The organism is Roseiflexus sp. (genome assembly GCF_057785375.1).
On the sequence record NZ_JBYNRX010000111.1, the window covers coordinates 26,221 to 42,703 of the forward strand.

Below are 16,483 nucleotides of genomic sequence, written 5' to 3' on the forward strand. Positions count from 1 at the left end.
ACTTACGAGGAACCAACGACTGTCTCCCAGGAATAGAGCGGTTCCCATCCAAGCGTCTGCGCAGCATGGGTGCAGTCGAGCGGCGACGAGCGCCCACCAAAGTGCGGCGCAACCGTAGGCGGCATTGCGTCGATGCGTTGCAGAAGATCCAGCGTCGGTTCGCGCATGAGCGTGTCGCGCGCGGCGATGTAGAGCGCATGAAACCCTTCGGGACGGCATTCGATAGCCAGCCGGCACGCGCGTGCCGCATCGCGGGCATCGACATATGCCCAGAAGTTGAAAGCGTTGTTAAGCGGATCGTCCCACGCGCGCTTCAATTCCGTTGCATAGTCATCTGGCGGCAGTATGTATGAAAAACGCAGCGCCACGATCGACATACGCGGATCGCGGCGAGCAAAGCCGCGCCCAAGTTCCTCCAGCACAATCTTTGACAACCCATAGGCGTCCTGCGCCAGCAGCGGGTGGGTTTCGTCGATGGGCATGCGTTCAGGACGGATCGGACGAAACGCGAAGGGAAAGCCGAGCGTGGATTCGCTGCTCGCCAGCGCGACGGTGCGCACGCCGAGAACGCAGGCAGCCTGAAGTACGTTGAATGTCGAAAGGGTATTCACCCGGTACACCACTTCGGGAGGGTGTTCGCCGGGCCACGGGATGGCAGCCAGATGAATGACGGCGTCCTTCCCTTCGAGGACGCCAAACGTCTGCCCCAGATCGGTCAGATCGGCATAGAACGTGTGCGCCTGACTCGACGGACGCAGGTCCACATTCGTTACGCGATAGCCGTGATCGAGCAGTTCGGGAATGACCCACCGCCCGGCTTTGCCGCTTCCGCCAGTTACCAGAACATGCATGATCGTCTCCTCACCTGCACTCGGTCAGGGTCGCCGGATACCCGGCGAGCGACTCACATCCGTCCGCCGTCACGATATAGTTCCCTTCGAGCCGCATGCCGCCGTGTTCGGGATGGTAGATCCCCGGTTCGATGGCGATGACCATCCCTTCTGCCAGAAGAGCGTCGCTCGCCGGAAGAATCCAGGGCGGCTCGACCGCCAGCACGCCAAAGCCGTGACCGGTGTGGTGCTGGTAACACCAGGGACCGTATCCCGCCGATTCGATCACATGGCGCACCAGGCGATCAAGATCGGCAGCCGCAATGCCCGGACGCAGGGCGCGTTCCGCTGCCGCCAACGCCTGCTCCAGCGCCAGGTGCTGCTGGCGCTGCGCATCGGTTGCGGCGCCGACAACGAAACAGCGCGTATAGTCTGCCACATACCCGCCAAGATTGGGAAACAGATCGATCAGCACCATATCACCGGTCGCCAGGATGCGACTCGTCGGTTGCGGCTCGCTGGCGAGCGTGCGCGGTCCTGAGCCGAAGACGCACTCGACGACCGGCGGCGCGCCGAGCGCCAGAGCGAGTTCGGTGCAGATCGACCCGTACACCTCCAACTCGCTCACGCCAGGGCGAATGGCGAGCGCCGCCGCTGCGAAGGCGCGGTCGAGCATGGCGACGCGCTCGCGGATCGCCTGGTGCGCGGCGACGTCCTTAATCACGGTTGCCTGAAACACGACATCGCGCGCATCGTGCAGGCGGACATCGTCTGAGAGACCAAGAGCGATGCTGGCTGGAAGCGCATCGAGCGCCGCGCCGACGGGCGCCTGGTGCAACCCGGCATCCGATACCGCTTCACGCAAGGCGGCAATCGCCTGGTCTGTCGCTGGTGTCAACGCATCGCTGCGCCAGGCGTCGTAGCGCAGCGTCTGATCCCAGATACATCCAGGCGCTTCAGGGTCCGACGGCGCCACGAGGATGACCCTGCGCGGTCCGATGACCAGAAACACAGGCGCTCCGGGCGCCGGCAGCCACCCGCTCAGGTGAAAGATATAAGGCGTCTGGTTGACGATCAGCCCGTGGAATCCGGCGTCAGCGACAGCCCGGCTCAGAGTCGCCAGCCGATTGGCAGAGATGGTCATACCCGATCCGCCCCCGCTACCCGGTGATCAACACGCGGCGGAAAGGTCAGCGTCTTCCACCAGCGTCCAAACTCGATCAGCTTCTCAATCGTCGCCTCGAGCAACTGACGCCCTTTTTCGGGCGTCGCCAGCGATGGCGCACCCTCCGCGCCGCTCTTCGACCGCTGGCTCCAGAACTCCATGAAATGCACCAGACCGCCGCCGGCAAAATCGTCGGAGCGCCAGGGACGGTAATCCGGCGCGAATTCGTCCTGAATCCGGTCATGCCGCACCAGATCGGGGCGCAAATACATATACTCCGAGGTCTCGAACTCGCAGGCATGCGCCGTGCCGCCAATCGGCGACTCGCGGATCTCCGCCAGCTTCTCGCGCGCCAGGGTCCAGTGGTCAAGCGTGGCGCACATGGCGGTCGTGTGGTTGGTGATCATGCGCGTGGCGACTTCGCAGATCGAGCGGTTGCTGCCATGACCGTTCACCAGGACAATGCGCTTGAATCCCTGACGGGCGAAACTGTGCCCGATGTCGAACAGATACTCGATCAGCACCGTCGGGCGGATCGCAATTGTGCCTGGAAAATCCATGACGTGCTCGGAGAAGGCGTAGTAGATCGGCGGCGCCGCCAGCAGATCCTCCGCTGCGCGGCGCGCTGCTTCTTCGCAGACATAGGTCGCCTGCACGACGTCGACGTCGATCGGCAGGTGCGGTCCATGCGTTTCAAGCTGACCAACCGGAATGAGCACGACGCGCTGTTCGAGCACGGCGTCATTCACTTCTTCGTGGGTCATGGCGGCGTAGAGATGCTTGCGCATAGCGGCTCCTCAATGCTACCCAAGAATTGCGAGCGTGCGGGTGTCAGTGATGTGTGACAGCAGCACCGGTCCCTTTTCCGTCACCAGCACCCGGTCTTCGATATGGAACGGCGCGCCGTGTTCATCGAGAACAAGATAATCATAAGCCAGCACCATATTGGGTTGCAGCGCGCGCTGATCGGCGGGTTGCAGGATCGGCGACTCGCGGAATGCCAGCCCGGTGCCATGCCCGACTTTCTCCGAAATCAGTCGCATGCCGCGCCGCTCGACATGCTGCTGGCAAGCGGCGTACACATCGCAGGCGCGCACCCCTGGCTTTAGCAGTTCCAGCGTGCTGTGGTAGATGTCGGCAAAACGGGCGTAGGCGTCGATCTGCTGCGGAGTTGCTTCCCCCATCGCTGCCATGCGCAGGATGATGCACCAATAGCCGAGAACGCTGCATTTGGCGCCGTAACGCACCATCTTGCCGCGCCGGATCGGGCGGTGATCGCTCAGATGATGCATGACCGGCGCATTCGGTCCAGCCGCAACGATCGCGTCCGGTCCGGCGACTTCTTCTTCCATCAGCGTGAGCAGGTTGGCGACGATTCGCCCAGCGAATGCGCGTTCGGTTTCATCAGGGCGGGCAAGCCCAGCAGCCAGCTGCGCCGCGCGATCCATGACCCACGCCACGCGATGGAGCAACGCGATCTCATCGGCGGTTTTGATCATGCGCGCGCCGGCAAACACGTCTTCGCCGTCGGCAAAATGAGCCTCCGGCAGCAAACGGGTCAATTCCTGAAACGCCGCCGCCGGGAAGAAGCGCAGTTCGACGCCGATGCGCCCGCGCTGCAACCCCTGCCGGGCAACAGTTTCCGCGAGCGTCGCCACCGGCGATTGACCGAATTCCGCATAATACGAAACGCCAGCGACCTGCGCATCACGTTCGACCTTGTCGCGCTCTCCGCCCCAGATCACCAGGTGCGACGCCCCATCGGCGTCGGTCAACGTCATCACCATGCGGTCCGGGATCAACGTCTGCGTGTAGAGATCGAGACCGCTCGTATAGGTGACATTCGCCGGCGTTACAGCGATGAGTGCATCAAAACCGTCTCGACGCATGCGCTCAACGAGAGCGGTTCGGTTACAGAATGCTCTGCCAGCCATTGCTCATCTCACTCAATACTTCGTGGCGATCTTCGCCAGCAATCCGCCATCGGCGATCAACACGGCGCCGGTGATGAGCGACGCCGCCGGACTCGCCAGAAACACTACTGCGGTCGCAATCTCATCGGGCGAAGCGACGCGCCCAAGGGGAACCGCCTCCGCCGCCTCCCGCTGGATCGCCAGCGGAACCGCGCTGCGATCTTTCCCCTCCCACATCATCGGCGTATCGATGCTGCCTGGCACGATGCAGTTAACCCGCACTCCGCGATCCGCCAGATCAAGCGCCATGGCTCTGGTCAACCCGATAATTCCTGTTTTCGACGCCGTGTATGCCGTCAGACCCGGCAGCGTCGCATATGCCAGCACCGACGACATGTTGATGATGACTCCGCCGCGGTCGAGCATGTGGGGCGTCACAGCGCGCGCGCAGTAGAAATGACCAAGCAGATTGATCCTGATCATGCGCTCCCATTCATCGACGGGCTGCTCCCAGAATCGACCGCTGGAACTGATGCCGGCGTTGTTGAAGAGAATGTCGATGCGCCCATAGCAGCGCAGCGTCTCCTCAACCAGATGCTCCACCTGAGCCGGATCGGAAACATCAGCCGCGACAAAACGGGCGATCCCGCCATCGACGCAGATGGCAGCGGCAGCGGGTTCACCGAGACTGGCGCGTCTGCCGGTCAACACGACTGCTGCGCCGCGCGCGGCGAAGAGGCGCGCCGTCGCCAACCCGATGCCTGAAGTGGCGCCGGTGACAATCGCGACCTGCCCATCGAAGCGCATGCTGAGATCAACCATGAAACGCTCCCGCATTCAAACAACGTGGCGCGGTCGCGACGGCGACCAGACCAGCGCCACCGGATCACCGGGATGCACCGACGCAACCATCTGGCACGCGCCCGCCACGCCGTCGCATGGCGCCACGACGCTATTGATCGGTTCACCAAAGGGGTCGATGATCGTCCCAAGCTCCTCGCCGCAGATCACGCGATCACCGGGCGCAAATTGTCGCTCAAACCATCCGCCTGCTGGCGCGTGGACCCAGCGCAACTCCCAGTAGCGCGGTTCGGCGACATACACTGGCGGATCGGCGATCATCCGCAAATGGCGCATCACCTGCATCACGCCGGTCACATAGCGCCGCCAGTTGGCAGGATCGATCATGCCCATACCGCCGATTTCCCCTTCGATTGCCGGAATGCCGCGTTGCGCCAGCGCAGCGATCAGCACGCCCGGCAGCAGCGGCAGCGGCATCAGGTCGGGAAACCCAAAGGCGAGCGCCGCAGCACGCAACGCCTGCCCGACCGGACCGGGAATATCCACGAATTCCATCCACGGCAGCAACATGCCCAATGCGCCGAGACCGTGCAACGACACGACCAGCGTGGCGTCCGCCAGGAGGGTCTGCACCATCAGGTATGCCAGGCGTTTGGAAATCGTCCCGTCGGGACGACCCGGAAAGACGCGGTTGAGATCGACGCCATCGAGCGGACTGCGCCGCATGCGCGCGGTAAACGCCGCCATGTTCGCCACTGGAATCAACAGCACGGTCCCGTTCAGGCGCTGCTGATCGATGACCGTACTCACCGTCTGAACCGCGCGGACGCCTTCCAGTTCATCGCCATGCACGCCGGCGATAACCGCAAGCCGTGGACCGTCGGCAGCGCCGCAGATGATCTCGATCGGAACCGTCAGCGATGCACCGTCGAGCGATGGCGCAACGACGCAGCGCAGGCGCTCACGGCGGAATGCACGATACCGCAAATCTGGCTCTGCAACTATCTGAACCATACCCGTCTCGTCACCAGCGTTGAGGGAGCAGGAGCAGCGGAGTAAAAGATCAGTTTGTCTGATGAACTGACGATAGTGTAGCACGGCTGCTACGGGCTGTCAATTCACGATAGCGCCCTCTGTGAATGGGGTCCGGGCGTGAATTGTCAGACGCTGGCAGTCTGCAACCCGGCGGCCCCTGGCAGGCCTCTCCTTGACAGGGCAGAGTCCGTATGCTACACTCTTTGCGTATTGCCAATTTGTCTGATATTATGACAGTATATGACCTTCAAATCTGCGTCACGCAAAACCCTTGCCGAGTCGGTTGTTGAGCAATTCCTTGATCAGTTTCGTCGCGGCGAACTGAAACCCGGCGACCGGCTGCCAACCGAGCGTGAACTGATGGAGCAGTTTGGCGTCGGGCGTTCGACGGTGCGGGAAGCGCTGCAGGGGCTTGCCCGTTTGAACCTGATCGAAGGGCGTCCCGGCGTCGGCACTGTCGTCAAATCCCTCGATGTCACCTCGTACCTGCGTCCTGACATTTTCTCCGTGCTGCTGGGCGATAGCGGCGCCGCCGAACTGCTCGAAGCGCGCGAAATTATCGAAGTCGCCATTATCGGGCTGGCGGCGCAACGCGCCAACGAACAGGACCTGGCGGCGCTCGAAACCATGCTTGCCACGGCGGAGGAGGCGCTGGAGCGCGGCGAACCGACCTATGAACTCTCGGCGCTGTTCCACGTCGGGCTGGCGCAGGCGGCGCACAACAACCTGCTGCTCAACATTATGCTGTCACTCTACGAATTGCTGCGCGCACGCGGCAGGCAGACCGTCGACCTGCACAGTTATCTGCGCTGGGAGATCGATTCGCACCGCGAGTTGTTCGAACTGGTGCGTAACGGCGATGTTGAAGGCGCGCGCCAGGCAATGGATGCACATCTGCGCCATGCAGCGCATCGCCTGGGTGAAATCGCCGATGACGCCGGGTGATTCTGCCGGGTTGACGCCACGTGTTCCGCAACCTCCAGAGCCGGGAGAGAAGCCATGAAAATCGCCGGCATGCAGGTCTTTGTTGTCGATGCCGACTGGCGCGACTGGGTGTTCGTCAAAATCACCACCGATGCAGGAATCGTCGGCGTGGGCGAAGCCACCCTGCCGGGTCAAGAGCGCGCCGTCGTTGCGCTGCTCCAGGAGATCAAGGGGTATCTGCTCGGCAAGGATCCGTTTCAGATCGAGAATCACTGGCGCAACCTGTACCATAGCAGTTTCTTCCGCGGCGTTGTGTTCCTTGCGGCGTTGGGCGGGATAGAAATGGCGCTGTGGGATATCCTTGGCAAAGCGCTCAACGTCCCGGTCTACACCCTGCTTGGCGGTCCCTGTCGCACGCGCGTGCGCTGCTACACCCACATTAGCGAAGAGACGTCCGGTCATTCCATCGAACAGCGGGTCGAAGAGGCGCGCACTGCTGTCGCCGAAGGATGGACGGCGCTGAAATGGGATCCGCTGCCAGCGAATTTTCTCACGCTGACGCCAGCGCAGATGCAGTATGTCGTTCGTCAGATCCAGGCAGTGCGCGAGGCGGTCGGCGATGATGTGGAACTCCTGATCGAATGTCACGGACGACTGGATGCCACGACGGCCATTCACCTTGCGCGTGACATTGCGCCCTTACGCCCGCTGTTCATGGAAGAGCCGACTCCGCCTGAGCATCTTGATGCGCTGGCGCACGTCGCCGCACATGCGCCGATCCCGCTGGCTGCCGGCGAGCGCGTCTTCACCGCATCAGCGTTCTGGGAAATCCTTGATCGTCGTCTGGTCAGTCACATCCAACCCGACGTGATCTTTGTCGGCGGGTTGCTGGCGTGCAAAAAGATCGCGGCGCTCGCCGAGGCGCGCTCCATCGGCGTAGCGCCGCACAATCCGCACGGTCCGGTTTGCACTGCGGCAACGCTGCATCTGGTCGCCAATCTGCCCAATTTCAGCATCCAGGAAATGCCTGCCGACGATTATCTTTGGTCTGCCTCATGGCGCGACGAGGTGCTCGTCGACCCAGCGCCGGTGCGCGCCCGGAATGGGTTTCTTGAATTGCCGACCACTCCCGGTCTGGGGGTGGAACTGAATGAAGTCGCAATCGCGCGTTACCCGCCGCGTGTGCGAGCGTGGGGCGTCTCGTTTCAGGCGGAAAATGCGATCATCGACTGATTGCCAGGCAGAGTGCTTCCATGTTCGATTACGACACACTGGCACATGCATACGACAGTTGGCTCACATATCCCTCGTATGATCTCGGTCACGACATCCCGCACGAGGAATATCTGCTGCGCATTACCAGAGCGCGGCGCTTGATGGAAGCGCACAACCTCGATGCGCTGGCGATCACCAGCAGCGCCATCGGATGGTGGTTCACCAGCCTGCGTGAACCGCACGAATGGCACGATCAGTGCCAGGCGCGCTCGACCTGGTTTATTCTGACCCACGACGGCGACTATCTCTACATGCCGCCAACTGCGGCCGGCGAGCATTTCAACACCACACGCCGGACGACGTGGGTCAGCGAGATCCGCGCAATCGTTGAACGGGTCGATCCTGCCGAACAGCCCCGCTCCGAAATCTGGGGCCTCTGGCAGATACCGCGCATCTTTGCTGATCTTGGTCTTGCGCACGCGCGTGTCGGTTGTGAACTCGGCGACTGCATGACGCTCGGCATCACAGTGAACGATTTTCTGAGATTGCGCGACATGCTGCCGCACGCGCAGCTGGTCGATGGCTCGCCTGTCATTCGGCGTCTGATGCAGATTCATACTCCGCTCGAAATCGAGCGCACCCGTCTGGCATGCGAAGCTGGCGTCTGGATCCACGAGCAGACACCGCACATCCTGGCGCCAGGCATATCAGAGCGTGAGTTCCATCAGCGCCTGGCTACGGCGTTTGCTGCACAGTACGGCGACCGCGCCTACGCCTATACGCCGACCGGCGCCTGGGATATTCGCAACCCAATCAACGGTGATTCGGCGCTCTTCCACGCAATCGCCACTGATCGCATCTTCCGTCCTGGCGATACGGTCTCCCGCTGCCTCAGCGGCGTCACATACGCAGGGTATTGGGGCGATGTCGATCGCGTCTGGCACATCGGGCGACCACCAGCCGCAGTTGACTACTGGTATCAGGTGGCGTGGGAGTGCGTTCGCGCAATGGAAGCGGTTATCCGTCCTAGCGTGCGCTGCTCGGATGTCTATGCCGCCTGCGCCCGCACGGAGCAGCGCCTTGGATTACCACAGCGGTTAACGGGACGCATCGGACATGGACTGTTCAACACCGGCGGCATCTCGGTGCATCCTGACTGTCACCTCGTACTTGAGCCGGGCATGATCGTGTCGTGTGAACCGATCTTTGCCAATGAATGGGGATGGTTCGATCTCGAGGATCAATTCGTCGTCACCGAGACTGGGTGTGAACCCCTCCAACGCCGCGCACCGGAGACGATTCCTGTGATTGCGTAGTGTACGCAGGGGAGAGAGTATGAAGATCACGCGCATCGATTGCTATGTCCTCGTTGTGCCGGATGTCGATACCGGCGCCAGTTCTTCGGCGCAGGACAATCTAGTGGTTGAGGTCCACACCGATGAAGGGATTGTCGGCATCGGTGAGACAGATGTCAATCCCTGGATTGCACGTGAATGCATTCGGGCGCGTGGCACGCATTCGATGGGGTTAGGGATCGAAGAAATGCTAATTGGCGCTGATCCGTTGCAACCCGAAGCCATCTGGCAGAAATTGTACGCCGGATCGAAGATGAATGGCCGGCGTGGAGCGCTGATTTGCGCACTCGGCGCGATCGATATGGCGCTCTGGGACATCAAAGGGAAAGCGCTGGGAGTTCCCATCCATACATTGCTTGGCGGCGCCGTGAAAGAGCACATCGTACCGTATGCTTCATTGCTGCCGACCGGTCGCACCCTGGCGGAGTACACTGCCTCGCTGGTTGAGAAGGTACGGCGCGCGCGTGAGGAGTTCGGCTATCGCGCCGCCAAATTGGAGGTCTGCATCAACGGACCATATGCGCACAACGGTTTGAACGAGCGCGATGAGCATGTCATCGATATCGTCGCCGCCTGCCGCGAAGCGGTCGGACCGGACTTCACCCTGATGGTGGATGTTGCCTATGCCTGGAGCGATCCCAAGCAAGCGCTACGGGTGTTGCGCGGTCTGGAGCCCTACGACATTTTCTTTCTAGAGACGCCGCTCGACATCGATGATCTGGACGGTCACGCCTTCCTGGTTGATCACTCACCGATACGGATTGCCGCTGGGGAATGGCAGAACACTCACTGGGAGTTCCTCGACCTGGCGGATCGCGGCAGGATCGACGTGCTGCAACCGGACATCGGGCGGGTCGGCGGCTTCACCGAGGCGCGAAAAGTCTGCCAGATCGCCGCTGATCGCGGGCGACTGATCGTACCGCACTGCTGGAAGAGCGGCATCGGCATCGCCGCCAGCGCGCACCTGGCGGCTGCCACTGCGTGCTGCCCCTACATCGAGTTTCTACCCGCCGAACTTTCGGAGTCGGCGCTGCGGAAAGAACTCGTAGCGGACGAATTGCGCCTGGTTGATGGCGTTATTCCGCTGCCGCAGCGCCCTGGTCTCGGCATCGAACTCAACCGCAACGCGCTTGATACGTTCCGTGCGGACTGACGGCGCCAGCAGTCACGGGATGGGAGCGAGCCCGGTGCGCGTCTCATCGTTGGTGATGACGCGCGTCGGCGTCAGTTTGATGATCACGTGCGGATTGTTGATCATCTGCGCTGGCGTCGGCGATTGCACCCCTTCTTCGCCGAGGTATTTCGTGTAAATGCGGCGCGCCATCGCGCGCGCATACTCCGGATCGTCGATCAACTCGGCGCGCCCTTCGAGGATCACCGCCTTGAAGCGTAGCCCGCCCTGCGTGATGTCCACGGCAATCGCACAGTTGGGGTTGGCGCGCAGATTATTGGCTTTGACCGAGGTTGGCGGCGTCTCCATGTACATGCTTGTTCCATCCCACCAGAACCACATCGGTGCAATATGCGGCCGACCATCGGGACGCACTGTGGCAATCCGGGCAATATGCGGCTCAGCCAGGAATGCATCGATTTCCACCTGCGAAAGTGTCGCCATAGATCCTCCTGAACGGAACTAACCATGATTGCCGCACGAACATCCCTTCAAATCCTTGAGCTTCTGTAGGGTTTCGGTCTTGACCTGCGCCATCGCTTCCTCCGGCGTCCGATTCAGGCGCAGCACTCCATCAATCGCTTCGCCGAGCTGGTTGGAATACTCGGCAGCGACCGGGTTCATCGGCATCATAGTGGTCAACTTACGCTGACCATTGATGATTTCGCGTGCCGCTTTCAGCCAGGGATGCCCCAGGCGATCGTCATTGATCATGCTTTTGCGCACCGGCATCTCCTTGAACTTGGAGCGCACCGCGATCTGATATTCAGTCGAGAGATAGTAGCGCAGCACCTCCCACGACCAGTCCGGGCGTTTCGTCCCCGCCGGAATCACCCAGGGCCACGACCACCAGGCGATCGCGCTTTCACCGGCGCGTTTGCCGGTTGGCGCCGGCGGCGGCGCAGCAGCATTGTACTGCTCGCCATACTTCCAGTCGGGGAAGAAATCAAAGATCGACTGCCCCGTCCAGTCGCCGCTGACCTGCATCACCGCGTTGCCTGCCAGCCACGGGTTCTGCGCCCCTTCGCCCGCACCCAGTCCCGACGACCAGCGGAGCAGGTTGTCGGCGCCATACTGCTTCACCTGCGCGACCAGATCGTTCAGCGCCGCCAGGACGCCAGGGTGGTCGGGGGTGGGCTGTTCGGCGTTCACATCCCAGATTTCACCGCCGAAGTTGGCGATCCAGGCAAAATACTCCCACAACCAGTTCGGCAGGCGCATGCCGATGCGCTCGATGGCGCCATCGGCGCTCGTTTTGGTGAGATCCTTCGCCCACTGCCACATCTCGTCGGTATCCTGCGGCATGGCGTCGGCAGACTTCCCGATCTCAGAGAAATATGGCGGTCGCGTCCAAAGCAGGAACACGCCCGCCGAGTCGACCATTCCCCAGATCTTACCGTCCATTCGGCAGGTGTCCATGATGCCAGGAGCATAGTCATCAAGCGGAAATTTGCTCTGGGCGATGTAATCGTCGAGCGGAATAATGACATTTCGGCGCGCCCATGCCCCCATACGTTCGACGCAATCCCAGGTATGGAACAGATCGGGCGGCGTCCCGGCGGCAGCGGCAGTGATGAACGCATCACAATCCTGCCCTGCCACCGGCTCAATCGTCACGTTCGGGTAGGCAGTGGAAAAGCGAGCAATGACATCATTGGTGAATTGCAGCGCCGGTTCGTAATCATTGCCCCACCAGTAGACGATCTTGATCGGTTCGGAGGGGTTGCTCATCAGCGGAGCGAAACCTTCGATGGTTTCGCCCTGCGGGAGCGGAATCGGCGTGACCGTCGGACCGACAGCAGTCACCGCAGGCTGCGGCGCCGCAGTCGCTCCAGATGCAGGCGTTCCGGCGCTGCTCTGAGGTGCGCCGCCACACGCAGCAATGAGCGAACTGGCTGCTCCGACTCCTGCCATTTTCAGTATCTGGCGACGAGAGAGTCTGGGCGTGCTCATCGGACATTACCTCCTGAGGACTTTGCGCCTCGTTATGACCGACGTCTGCGCGAGCGCCGCAGACACTGATGCCGGTCACTATTTCAAGCCGGTTGTGACAATGCCGCGAATGAAGGTTTTTTGAGCTGCCAGAAAGAGCACAATCATCGGCAGCGTATAGAGCGTGGCTGCCGCCATCATTGCGCCGAGCGCCGTACCGCCAGCGCCATAGCGTTGTGTAAATCCCTGCATTCCAAGCGACAGCGTCCAGAGATCGCGATCCTTGAGATAGATCAATGGACCCATAAAATCGTTATAGGTCCAGATAAAACTGAACGCCACCAGCGTCGCCAGCGCTGGTCCTGCCAGCGGCATGACAATACGCAGATAAATGCCGAAATGCGACGCGCCATCGATACGGGCTGCATCAATCAGATCGCGCGGGATGGTCACAAAAAACTGCCGCATCAGAAAAATAAAGAACGCATCACCAAACAACGATGGAACAATCAATGGCAGGAAGGTATTCACCCATCCTAATTGGCTGTAGATGATAAACAGCGGAATGATCGTCACCTGCACTGGCAACATCATCGTCGCCAGCACCAGGACAAACAACACGCGCCGTCCAGGCCAGTCGATATGCGAGAGTGCATACGCCACTACCGTGCACGAGACCAGGCGCGCCAGCACTACTGACGCGGCAATAATCAGGGTGTTCAGCATGTAGCGCGGAAAATTGACATACGTTACGCCGTAATAGTAGTTGATCCACATCACCGGATCAGGGATCAGACGCGGAGGTATTGCGACCATCTGATCCGGCGACTTGAGCGATGTCGAAACAAGCCACACCCAAGGGAAGAGGAAGAGTACGCCAACTCCCGCAACCAGCAGATACAGAAACAGACGGATCAGACGCTGGCGGACGGTGATCAGGCGCATCTGCCGCGACGCCGTCACGCGCTGGTTGGAGACTGTCGCGCTCATATCCGTTTCCATCACATCACATCGTAGAACGTCCAGCGGCGAAGACCGCGCAGGATCAGCCATGTCACCAGCGCCGTGATGACGAACAGAATCCACGCCATGGCGGCGGCGTACCCCATGTTGAGGTATTGGAATCCCTGAACATAGAGGTACAGACCATAGAACAGCAGCGACCCTTCCGGCGCTCCCGGATTGCTGCCGACCCCGCCGATGATGTACGCCTCGGTGAAGAATTGCAGCGACCAGATCACCCCGGTAATCAATTGAAACAGCGTGACGGGCGAGATCATGGGCAGGGTAATGTTCCAGAAGCGCTGCAATCGCCCGGCGCCATCAATTTCAGCGGCTTCGTACAGTTCGTGCGGAACGCCCTGCAAGGCTGCCAGATAGATGACGGTCATTGCACCGACTGCCCACAATTGCATCAGAATGACGCTAGGTTTCGACCAGAGCGGATCGGCGAACCAGAGCGGCCCTGCAATGCCAATGGCGCGCAGGGCATTATTGACCAGCCCAAGTTCCGGGTTGAGCATCCAGCGCCAGAGGAGCGCCAGTGCCACCGGCGGCATCAGCGTCGGAAGGATGTACACGGTGCGCCAGATCGCCTGACCGCGGATTTTGATGTTGAGCAACATGGCGCATGCCAGCGCAAACGCCAGCTGCGCCGGGATGCCAATCAGTGTCAGAAAGGCGCTGTTGAACAACGCCTTGGGAAAGAAGCGGTCGTTCGTAAACAGATCGATGTAATTTTTCAACCCGATCCAGCGCGGCTCAAGTGGAATATCGTAGCGGGTGAAACTGTAGTACAGCGTTGTCAGCATCGGGTAGACGATGATCGCCATCAACCCGATCAGCCAGGGCGCCGAGAAGAGCAATCCTGCCACGAATTCCCGTTGCGCATGTTTGCCCCATCGACTGCGCCTTGCTGGCGATGAGGCTTCAGCATAACCCGCCATTGCGCCTGCTCCAACCATGTGATGTGATGTGCTGAATTGGCAATAGGAGAACGGAGATTAGAAAACGATCCTGCGACCCGGTTGCACCTCTCCCCCACCAGAAGCCAACCGCAGTCGTATTGTAAGAATGTCAGACCAACTTGGGGGTTGGCGCAAGTGTACTCCATGATTATGGCAATGTCAAGACATGTGAACAGATCATGCCAGCTAACCTTTTCCAATCTCCACAACCCGTGCTAAACTATTTCGGTAGCAGAACCGCTGTTGTGCATCCTGCATCGTTCGGCGCCGCTTTCGTCTGGAGTGCATGCCGCCTGCATCAAGGCGGAAAGATGACGCTTCTTCCAGGCGCCGTCGTTGCTGCCTGGCGCACGCCGAGAGCGCAGGAGTGAGTGCGCGTATGACCGATACGAACAAAATTATCTATTCCATGATACGAGTCAGTAAGGTCGTGCCGCCGAACCGACAGGTGCTCAAGGATATTTCGCTCTCCTACTTCTACGGCGCCAAAATTGGCGTCATCGGACTCAACGGTTCCGGCAAATCGACCCTGCTGCGCATTATGGCAGGCGTGGACCGCGATTTTTTCGGTGAGACCGTCATTGCTCCGGGGTACACTGTCGGTTTTCTGGAACAGGAACCGCGCCTCGACGACACGCTCACCGTCCGGCAAACGGTCGAGCAAGGGGTGCAGCACGTCGTCGATCTGCTGCGCCGCTACGATGACGTCAACGAACGATTCAGCCACCCGGGCGCCGATATGGACGCGCTGATCGCCGAGCAGGCGGCATTGCAGGAGCAACTCGACCATCTCGACGCCTGGGACCTGGACAGTCGCCTGGAACTGGCGATGGATGCGTTGCGCTGCCCGCCGGGCGATACGCCGGTTGCGGTGCTGTCGGGCGGCGAACGGCGACGTGTTGCGCTCTGTCGCCTGCTGCTGCAAAAGCCGGACATCCTGCTCCTCGATGAGCCGACGAACCACCTCGACGCCGAGTCGGTCGCCTGGCTCGAACGGCACCTGCAAGACTATCCGGGCACGGTGATCTGCGTCACGCACGACCGCCGGTTTTTGAACAATGTCGCCGAATGGATCCTTGAACTGGATCGCGGCATGGGCATCCCCTGGCGCGGCAACTACTCGTCATGGCTGACGCAAAAGCAGCAGCAGGTCGCCGCTGCCGAGAAAGCCGAGAGTCAGCGGCAGAAAACCCTGGCGCGCGAATTGGAGTGGATCAACGCTGCGCCGCGTGCGCGTCAGGCGAAGAGCAAAGCGCGCATCGCCGCCTACGAGCGACTCCTCAGCCAGAGCGCCGAACGCGCCGAGCGCGATCTGGAAATCTACATCCCGCCCGGTCCACGCCTTGGCGATCTGGTGATTCGCGCTGAACACGTGACCAAGGCGTATGGCGACAAACTCCTCTACGACGATCTGACCTTCGACGTGCCGCCAGGTGCGATCGTCGGCGTCATCGGGCCGAACGGCGCTGGCAAAACTACCCTCTTCCGCATGATCACCGGTCAGGAACAGCCCGATAGTGGAACATTGACTGTCGGCTCGTCGGTGAAACTGGGATACGTCGATCAGAGCCGCGAGACGCTGAACCCGGATCGCACCGTCTGGGAAGAGATCTCCGGCGGCGACGAGATCATCACGCTCGGCAACCGCCCGGTCAACTCACGGTCGTATGTGGCGCGCTTCAACTTCACCGGCGCCGATCAGCAGAAAAAAGTCGGAACGCTGTCTGGCGGCGAGCGCAACCGGGTGCATCTGGCGAAGATGCTCCGTTCATGCGCGAATGTGCTATTACTCGACGAACCCACCAACGATCTCGATGTTCACACCCTGCGCGCGCTCGAAGACGCGCTGATCAACTTCGCCGGATGCGCGATCATCATTTCGCACGACCGCTGGTTTCTCGACCGCGTGGCAACCCATATGCTGGCGTTCGAGAACGAGTCCAGCGTGGTCTGGTTTCCTGGAACCTACAGCGAGTATGAGGAGGATCGCCGCCGTCGCCTTGGCAAGGCAGCCGATCAACCGCACCGCACGGTCTACCGCCGTCTGACGCGCGGATGAGACCCCTTACCGTTACCGATCCTTCTCGATACGTTGCTCAACCGTCACCGCCTTATCGTGAAGGTTAAGGTACAGTTGCGTAGAGCCGATTCGTGATGTGTTTCACGGGATCGCAA

At 60.9% G+C, this 16,483-nt stretch carries 15 protein-coding genes; 5 read left to right on the forward strand and 10 right to left on the reverse strand.

Annotated features, from left to right (window positions below; all coding sequences use genetic code 11):
• Positions 1–2: 2 nt before the first annotated feature.
• From AC3EA7_RS22195 to AC3EA7_RS22220, 6 genes are read right to left on the reverse strand one after another with little or no spacing between them, the layout of a single operon-like run.
• The gene (locus AC3EA7_RS22195) at positions 3–851 is read right to left on the reverse strand and encodes an NAD-dependent epimerase/dehydratase family protein (RefSeq protein ID WP_488616261.1); all 849 of its coding nucleotides are present in this window, start codon (positions 849–851) and stop codon (positions 3–5) included.
• A 10-nt stretch (positions 852–861) separates the two neighbouring features.
• Complete coding sequence (locus AC3EA7_RS22200; protein ID WP_488616262.1) at positions 862–1,974, reverse strand: M24 family metallopeptidase; 1,113 nt, start codon at positions 1,972–1,974, stop codon at positions 862–864.
• Positions 1,971–2,783 carry a creatininase family protein gene (locus AC3EA7_RS22205; protein WP_488616263.1) on the reverse strand — a complete coding sequence of 271 codons (813 nt, stop codon included), beginning with the start codon at positions 2,781–2,783 and terminating at the stop codon, positions 1,971–1,973. The genes AC3EA7_RS22200 and AC3EA7_RS22205 overlap by 4 nt, the downstream gene beginning before the upstream one ends.
• 15 nt (positions 2,784–2,798) lie before the next feature.
• Complete coding sequence (locus AC3EA7_RS22210) at positions 2,799–3,929, reverse strand: M24 family metallopeptidase (protein ID WP_488616264.1); 1,131 nt, start codon at positions 3,927–3,929, stop codon at positions 2,799–2,801.
• A 12-nt stretch (positions 3,930–3,941) separates the two neighbouring features.
• Entirely contained in the window at positions 3,942–4,730 is a 789-nt protein-coding gene (locus AC3EA7_RS22215) for an SDR family NAD(P)-dependent oxidoreductase (protein ID WP_488616265.1), read from the reverse strand.
• A 15-nt stretch (positions 4,731–4,745) separates the two neighbouring features.
• Positions 4,746–5,723 carry a succinylglutamate desuccinylase/aspartoacylase family protein gene (locus AC3EA7_RS22220; RefSeq protein ID WP_488616266.1) on the reverse strand — a complete coding sequence of 326 codons (978 nt, stop codon included), beginning with the start codon at positions 5,721–5,723 and terminating at the stop codon, positions 4,746–4,748.
• 261 nt (positions 5,724–5,984) lie between these two features.
• Here AC3EA7_RS22220 and AC3EA7_RS22225 point away from each other — a divergent pair, with 261 nt between their 5' ends.
• Genes AC3EA7_RS22225 through AC3EA7_RS22240 form a run of 4 tightly spaced genes read left to right on the forward strand, consistent with a single transcriptional unit; the run spans position 5,985 to position 10,391 of the window.
• Entirely contained in the window at positions 5,985–6,689 is a 705-nt protein-coding gene (locus AC3EA7_RS22225; RefSeq protein WP_488616267.1) for a FadR/GntR family transcriptional regulator, read from the forward strand.
• Positions 6,690–6,743: 54 nt separating this feature from the next.
• The gene (gene dgoD, locus AC3EA7_RS22230) at positions 6,744–7,901 is read left to right on the forward strand and encodes a galactonate dehydratase (protein WP_488616268.1); all 1,158 of its coding nucleotides are present in this window, start codon (positions 6,744–6,746) and stop codon (positions 7,899–7,901) included.
• 20 nt (positions 7,902–7,921) lie between these two features.
• Entirely contained in the window at positions 7,922–9,199 is a 1,278-nt protein-coding gene (locus AC3EA7_RS22235) for a M24 family metallopeptidase (protein ID WP_488616269.1), read from the forward strand.
• A 19-nt stretch (positions 9,200–9,218) separates the two neighbouring features.
• Positions 9,219–10,391 carry a mandelate racemase/muconate lactonizing enzyme family protein gene (locus AC3EA7_RS22240; protein ID WP_488616270.1) on the forward strand — a complete coding sequence of 391 codons (1,173 nt, stop codon included), beginning with the start codon at positions 9,219–9,221 and terminating at the stop codon, positions 10,389–10,391.
• Positions 10,392–10,403: 12 nt separating this feature from the next.
• On the opposite strand, the gene AC3EA7_RS22245 is transcribed toward AC3EA7_RS22240, so the two are convergent.
• The 4 genes from AC3EA7_RS22245 to AC3EA7_RS22260 all read right to left on the reverse strand — a co-directional run bounded on the left by AC3EA7_RS22245 (position 10,404) and on the right by AC3EA7_RS22260 (position 14,287).
• Positions 10,404–10,853 carry a pyridoxamine 5'-phosphate oxidase family protein gene (locus AC3EA7_RS22245; protein WP_488616271.1) on the reverse strand — a complete coding sequence of 150 codons (450 nt, stop codon included), beginning with the start codon at positions 10,851–10,853 and terminating at the stop codon, positions 10,404–10,406.
• Positions 10,854–10,871: 18 nt separating this feature from the next.
• Positions 10,872–12,362, reverse strand: coding sequence for an extracellular solute-binding protein (locus AC3EA7_RS22250; protein ID WP_488616272.1), 1,491 nt, complete (start codon positions 12,360–12,362; stop codon positions 10,872–10,874).
• Between the two features lie 78 nt (positions 12,363–12,440).
• On the reverse strand, positions 12,441–13,331 hold the full coding sequence (locus AC3EA7_RS22255) for a carbohydrate ABC transporter permease (protein WP_488616273.1): 891 nt from the start codon (positions 13,329–13,331) through the stop codon (positions 12,441–12,443).
• An 11-nt stretch (positions 13,332–13,342) separates the two neighbouring features.
• Positions 13,343–14,287, reverse strand: a complete 945-nt coding sequence (locus AC3EA7_RS22260) for a carbohydrate ABC transporter permease (RefSeq protein WP_488616274.1) — start codon at positions 14,285–14,287, stop codon at positions 13,343–13,345.
• 400 nt (positions 14,288–14,687) lie between these two features.
• Between AC3EA7_RS22260 and ettA the strand changes: the two genes are divergently transcribed.
• The gene (ettA, locus tag AC3EA7_RS22265) at positions 14,688–16,367 is read left to right on the forward strand and encodes an energy-dependent translational throttle protein EttA (protein ID WP_488616275.1); all 1,680 of its coding nucleotides are present in this window, start codon (positions 14,688–14,690) and stop codon (positions 16,365–16,367) included.
• Positions 16,368–16,483: the final 116 nt, after the last annotated feature.

Excerpts from the sequence above, each read along its gene's own strand:
- AC3EA7_RS22195 (WP_488616261.1), bottom strand. The coding sequence starts at position 851 with ATGCATGTTCTGGTAACTGGCGGAAGCGGCAAAGCCGGGCGGTGGGTC.
- dgoD (WP_488616268.1), top strand. The coding sequence starts at position 6,744 with ATGAAAATCGCCGGCATGCAGGTCTTTGTTGTCGATGCCGACTGGCGC.
- AC3EA7_RS22235 (WP_488616269.1), top strand. The coding sequence starts at position 7,922 with ATGTTCGATTACGACACACTGGCACATGCATACGACAGTTGGCTCACA.
- AC3EA7_RS22220 (WP_488616266.1), bottom strand. The coding sequence starts at position 5,723 with ATGGTTCAGATAGTTGCAGAGCCAGATTTGCGGTATCGTGCATTCCGC.
- AC3EA7_RS22215 (WP_488616265.1), bottom strand. The coding sequence starts at position 4,730 with ATGGTTGATCTCAGCATGCGCTTCGATGGGCAGGTCGCGATTGTCACC.
- AC3EA7_RS22245 (WP_488616271.1), bottom strand. The coding sequence starts at position 10,853 with ATGGCGACACTTTCGCAGGTGGAAATCGATGCATTCCTGGCTGAGCCG.
- AC3EA7_RS22255 (WP_488616273.1), bottom strand. The coding sequence starts at position 13,331 with ATGAGCGCGACAGTCTCCAACCAGCGCGTGACGGCGTCGCGGCAGATG.
- AC3EA7_RS22260 (WP_488616274.1), bottom strand. The coding sequence starts at position 14,287 with ATGGCGGGTTATGCTGAAGCCTCATCGCCAGCAAGGCGCAGTCGATGG.
- AC3EA7_RS22205 (WP_488616263.1), bottom strand. The coding sequence starts at position 2,783 with ATGCGCAAGCATCTCTACGCCGCCATGACCCACGAAGAAGTGAATGAC.
- AC3EA7_RS22225 (WP_488616267.1), top strand. The coding sequence starts at position 5,985 with ATGACCTTCAAATCTGCGTCACGCAAAACCCTTGCCGAGTCGGTTGTT.
- AC3EA7_RS22240 (WP_488616270.1), top strand. The coding sequence starts at position 9,219 with ATGAAGATCACGCGCATCGATTGCTATGTCCTCGTTGTGCCGGATGTC.
- AC3EA7_RS22250 (WP_488616272.1), bottom strand. The coding sequence starts at position 12,362 with ATGAGCACGCCCAGACTCTCTCGTCGCCAGATACTGAAAATGGCAGGA.
- ettA (WP_488616275.1), top strand. The coding sequence starts at position 14,688 with ATGACCGATACGAACAAAATTATCTATTCCATGATACGAGTCAGTAAG.
- AC3EA7_RS22200 (WP_488616262.1), bottom strand. The coding sequence starts at position 1,974 with ATGACCATCTCTGCCAATCGGCTGGCGACTCTGAGCCGGGCTGTCGCT.
- AC3EA7_RS22210 (WP_488616264.1), bottom strand. The coding sequence starts at position 3,929 with ATGGCTGGCAGAGCATTCTGTAACCGAACCGCTCTCGTTGAGCGCATG.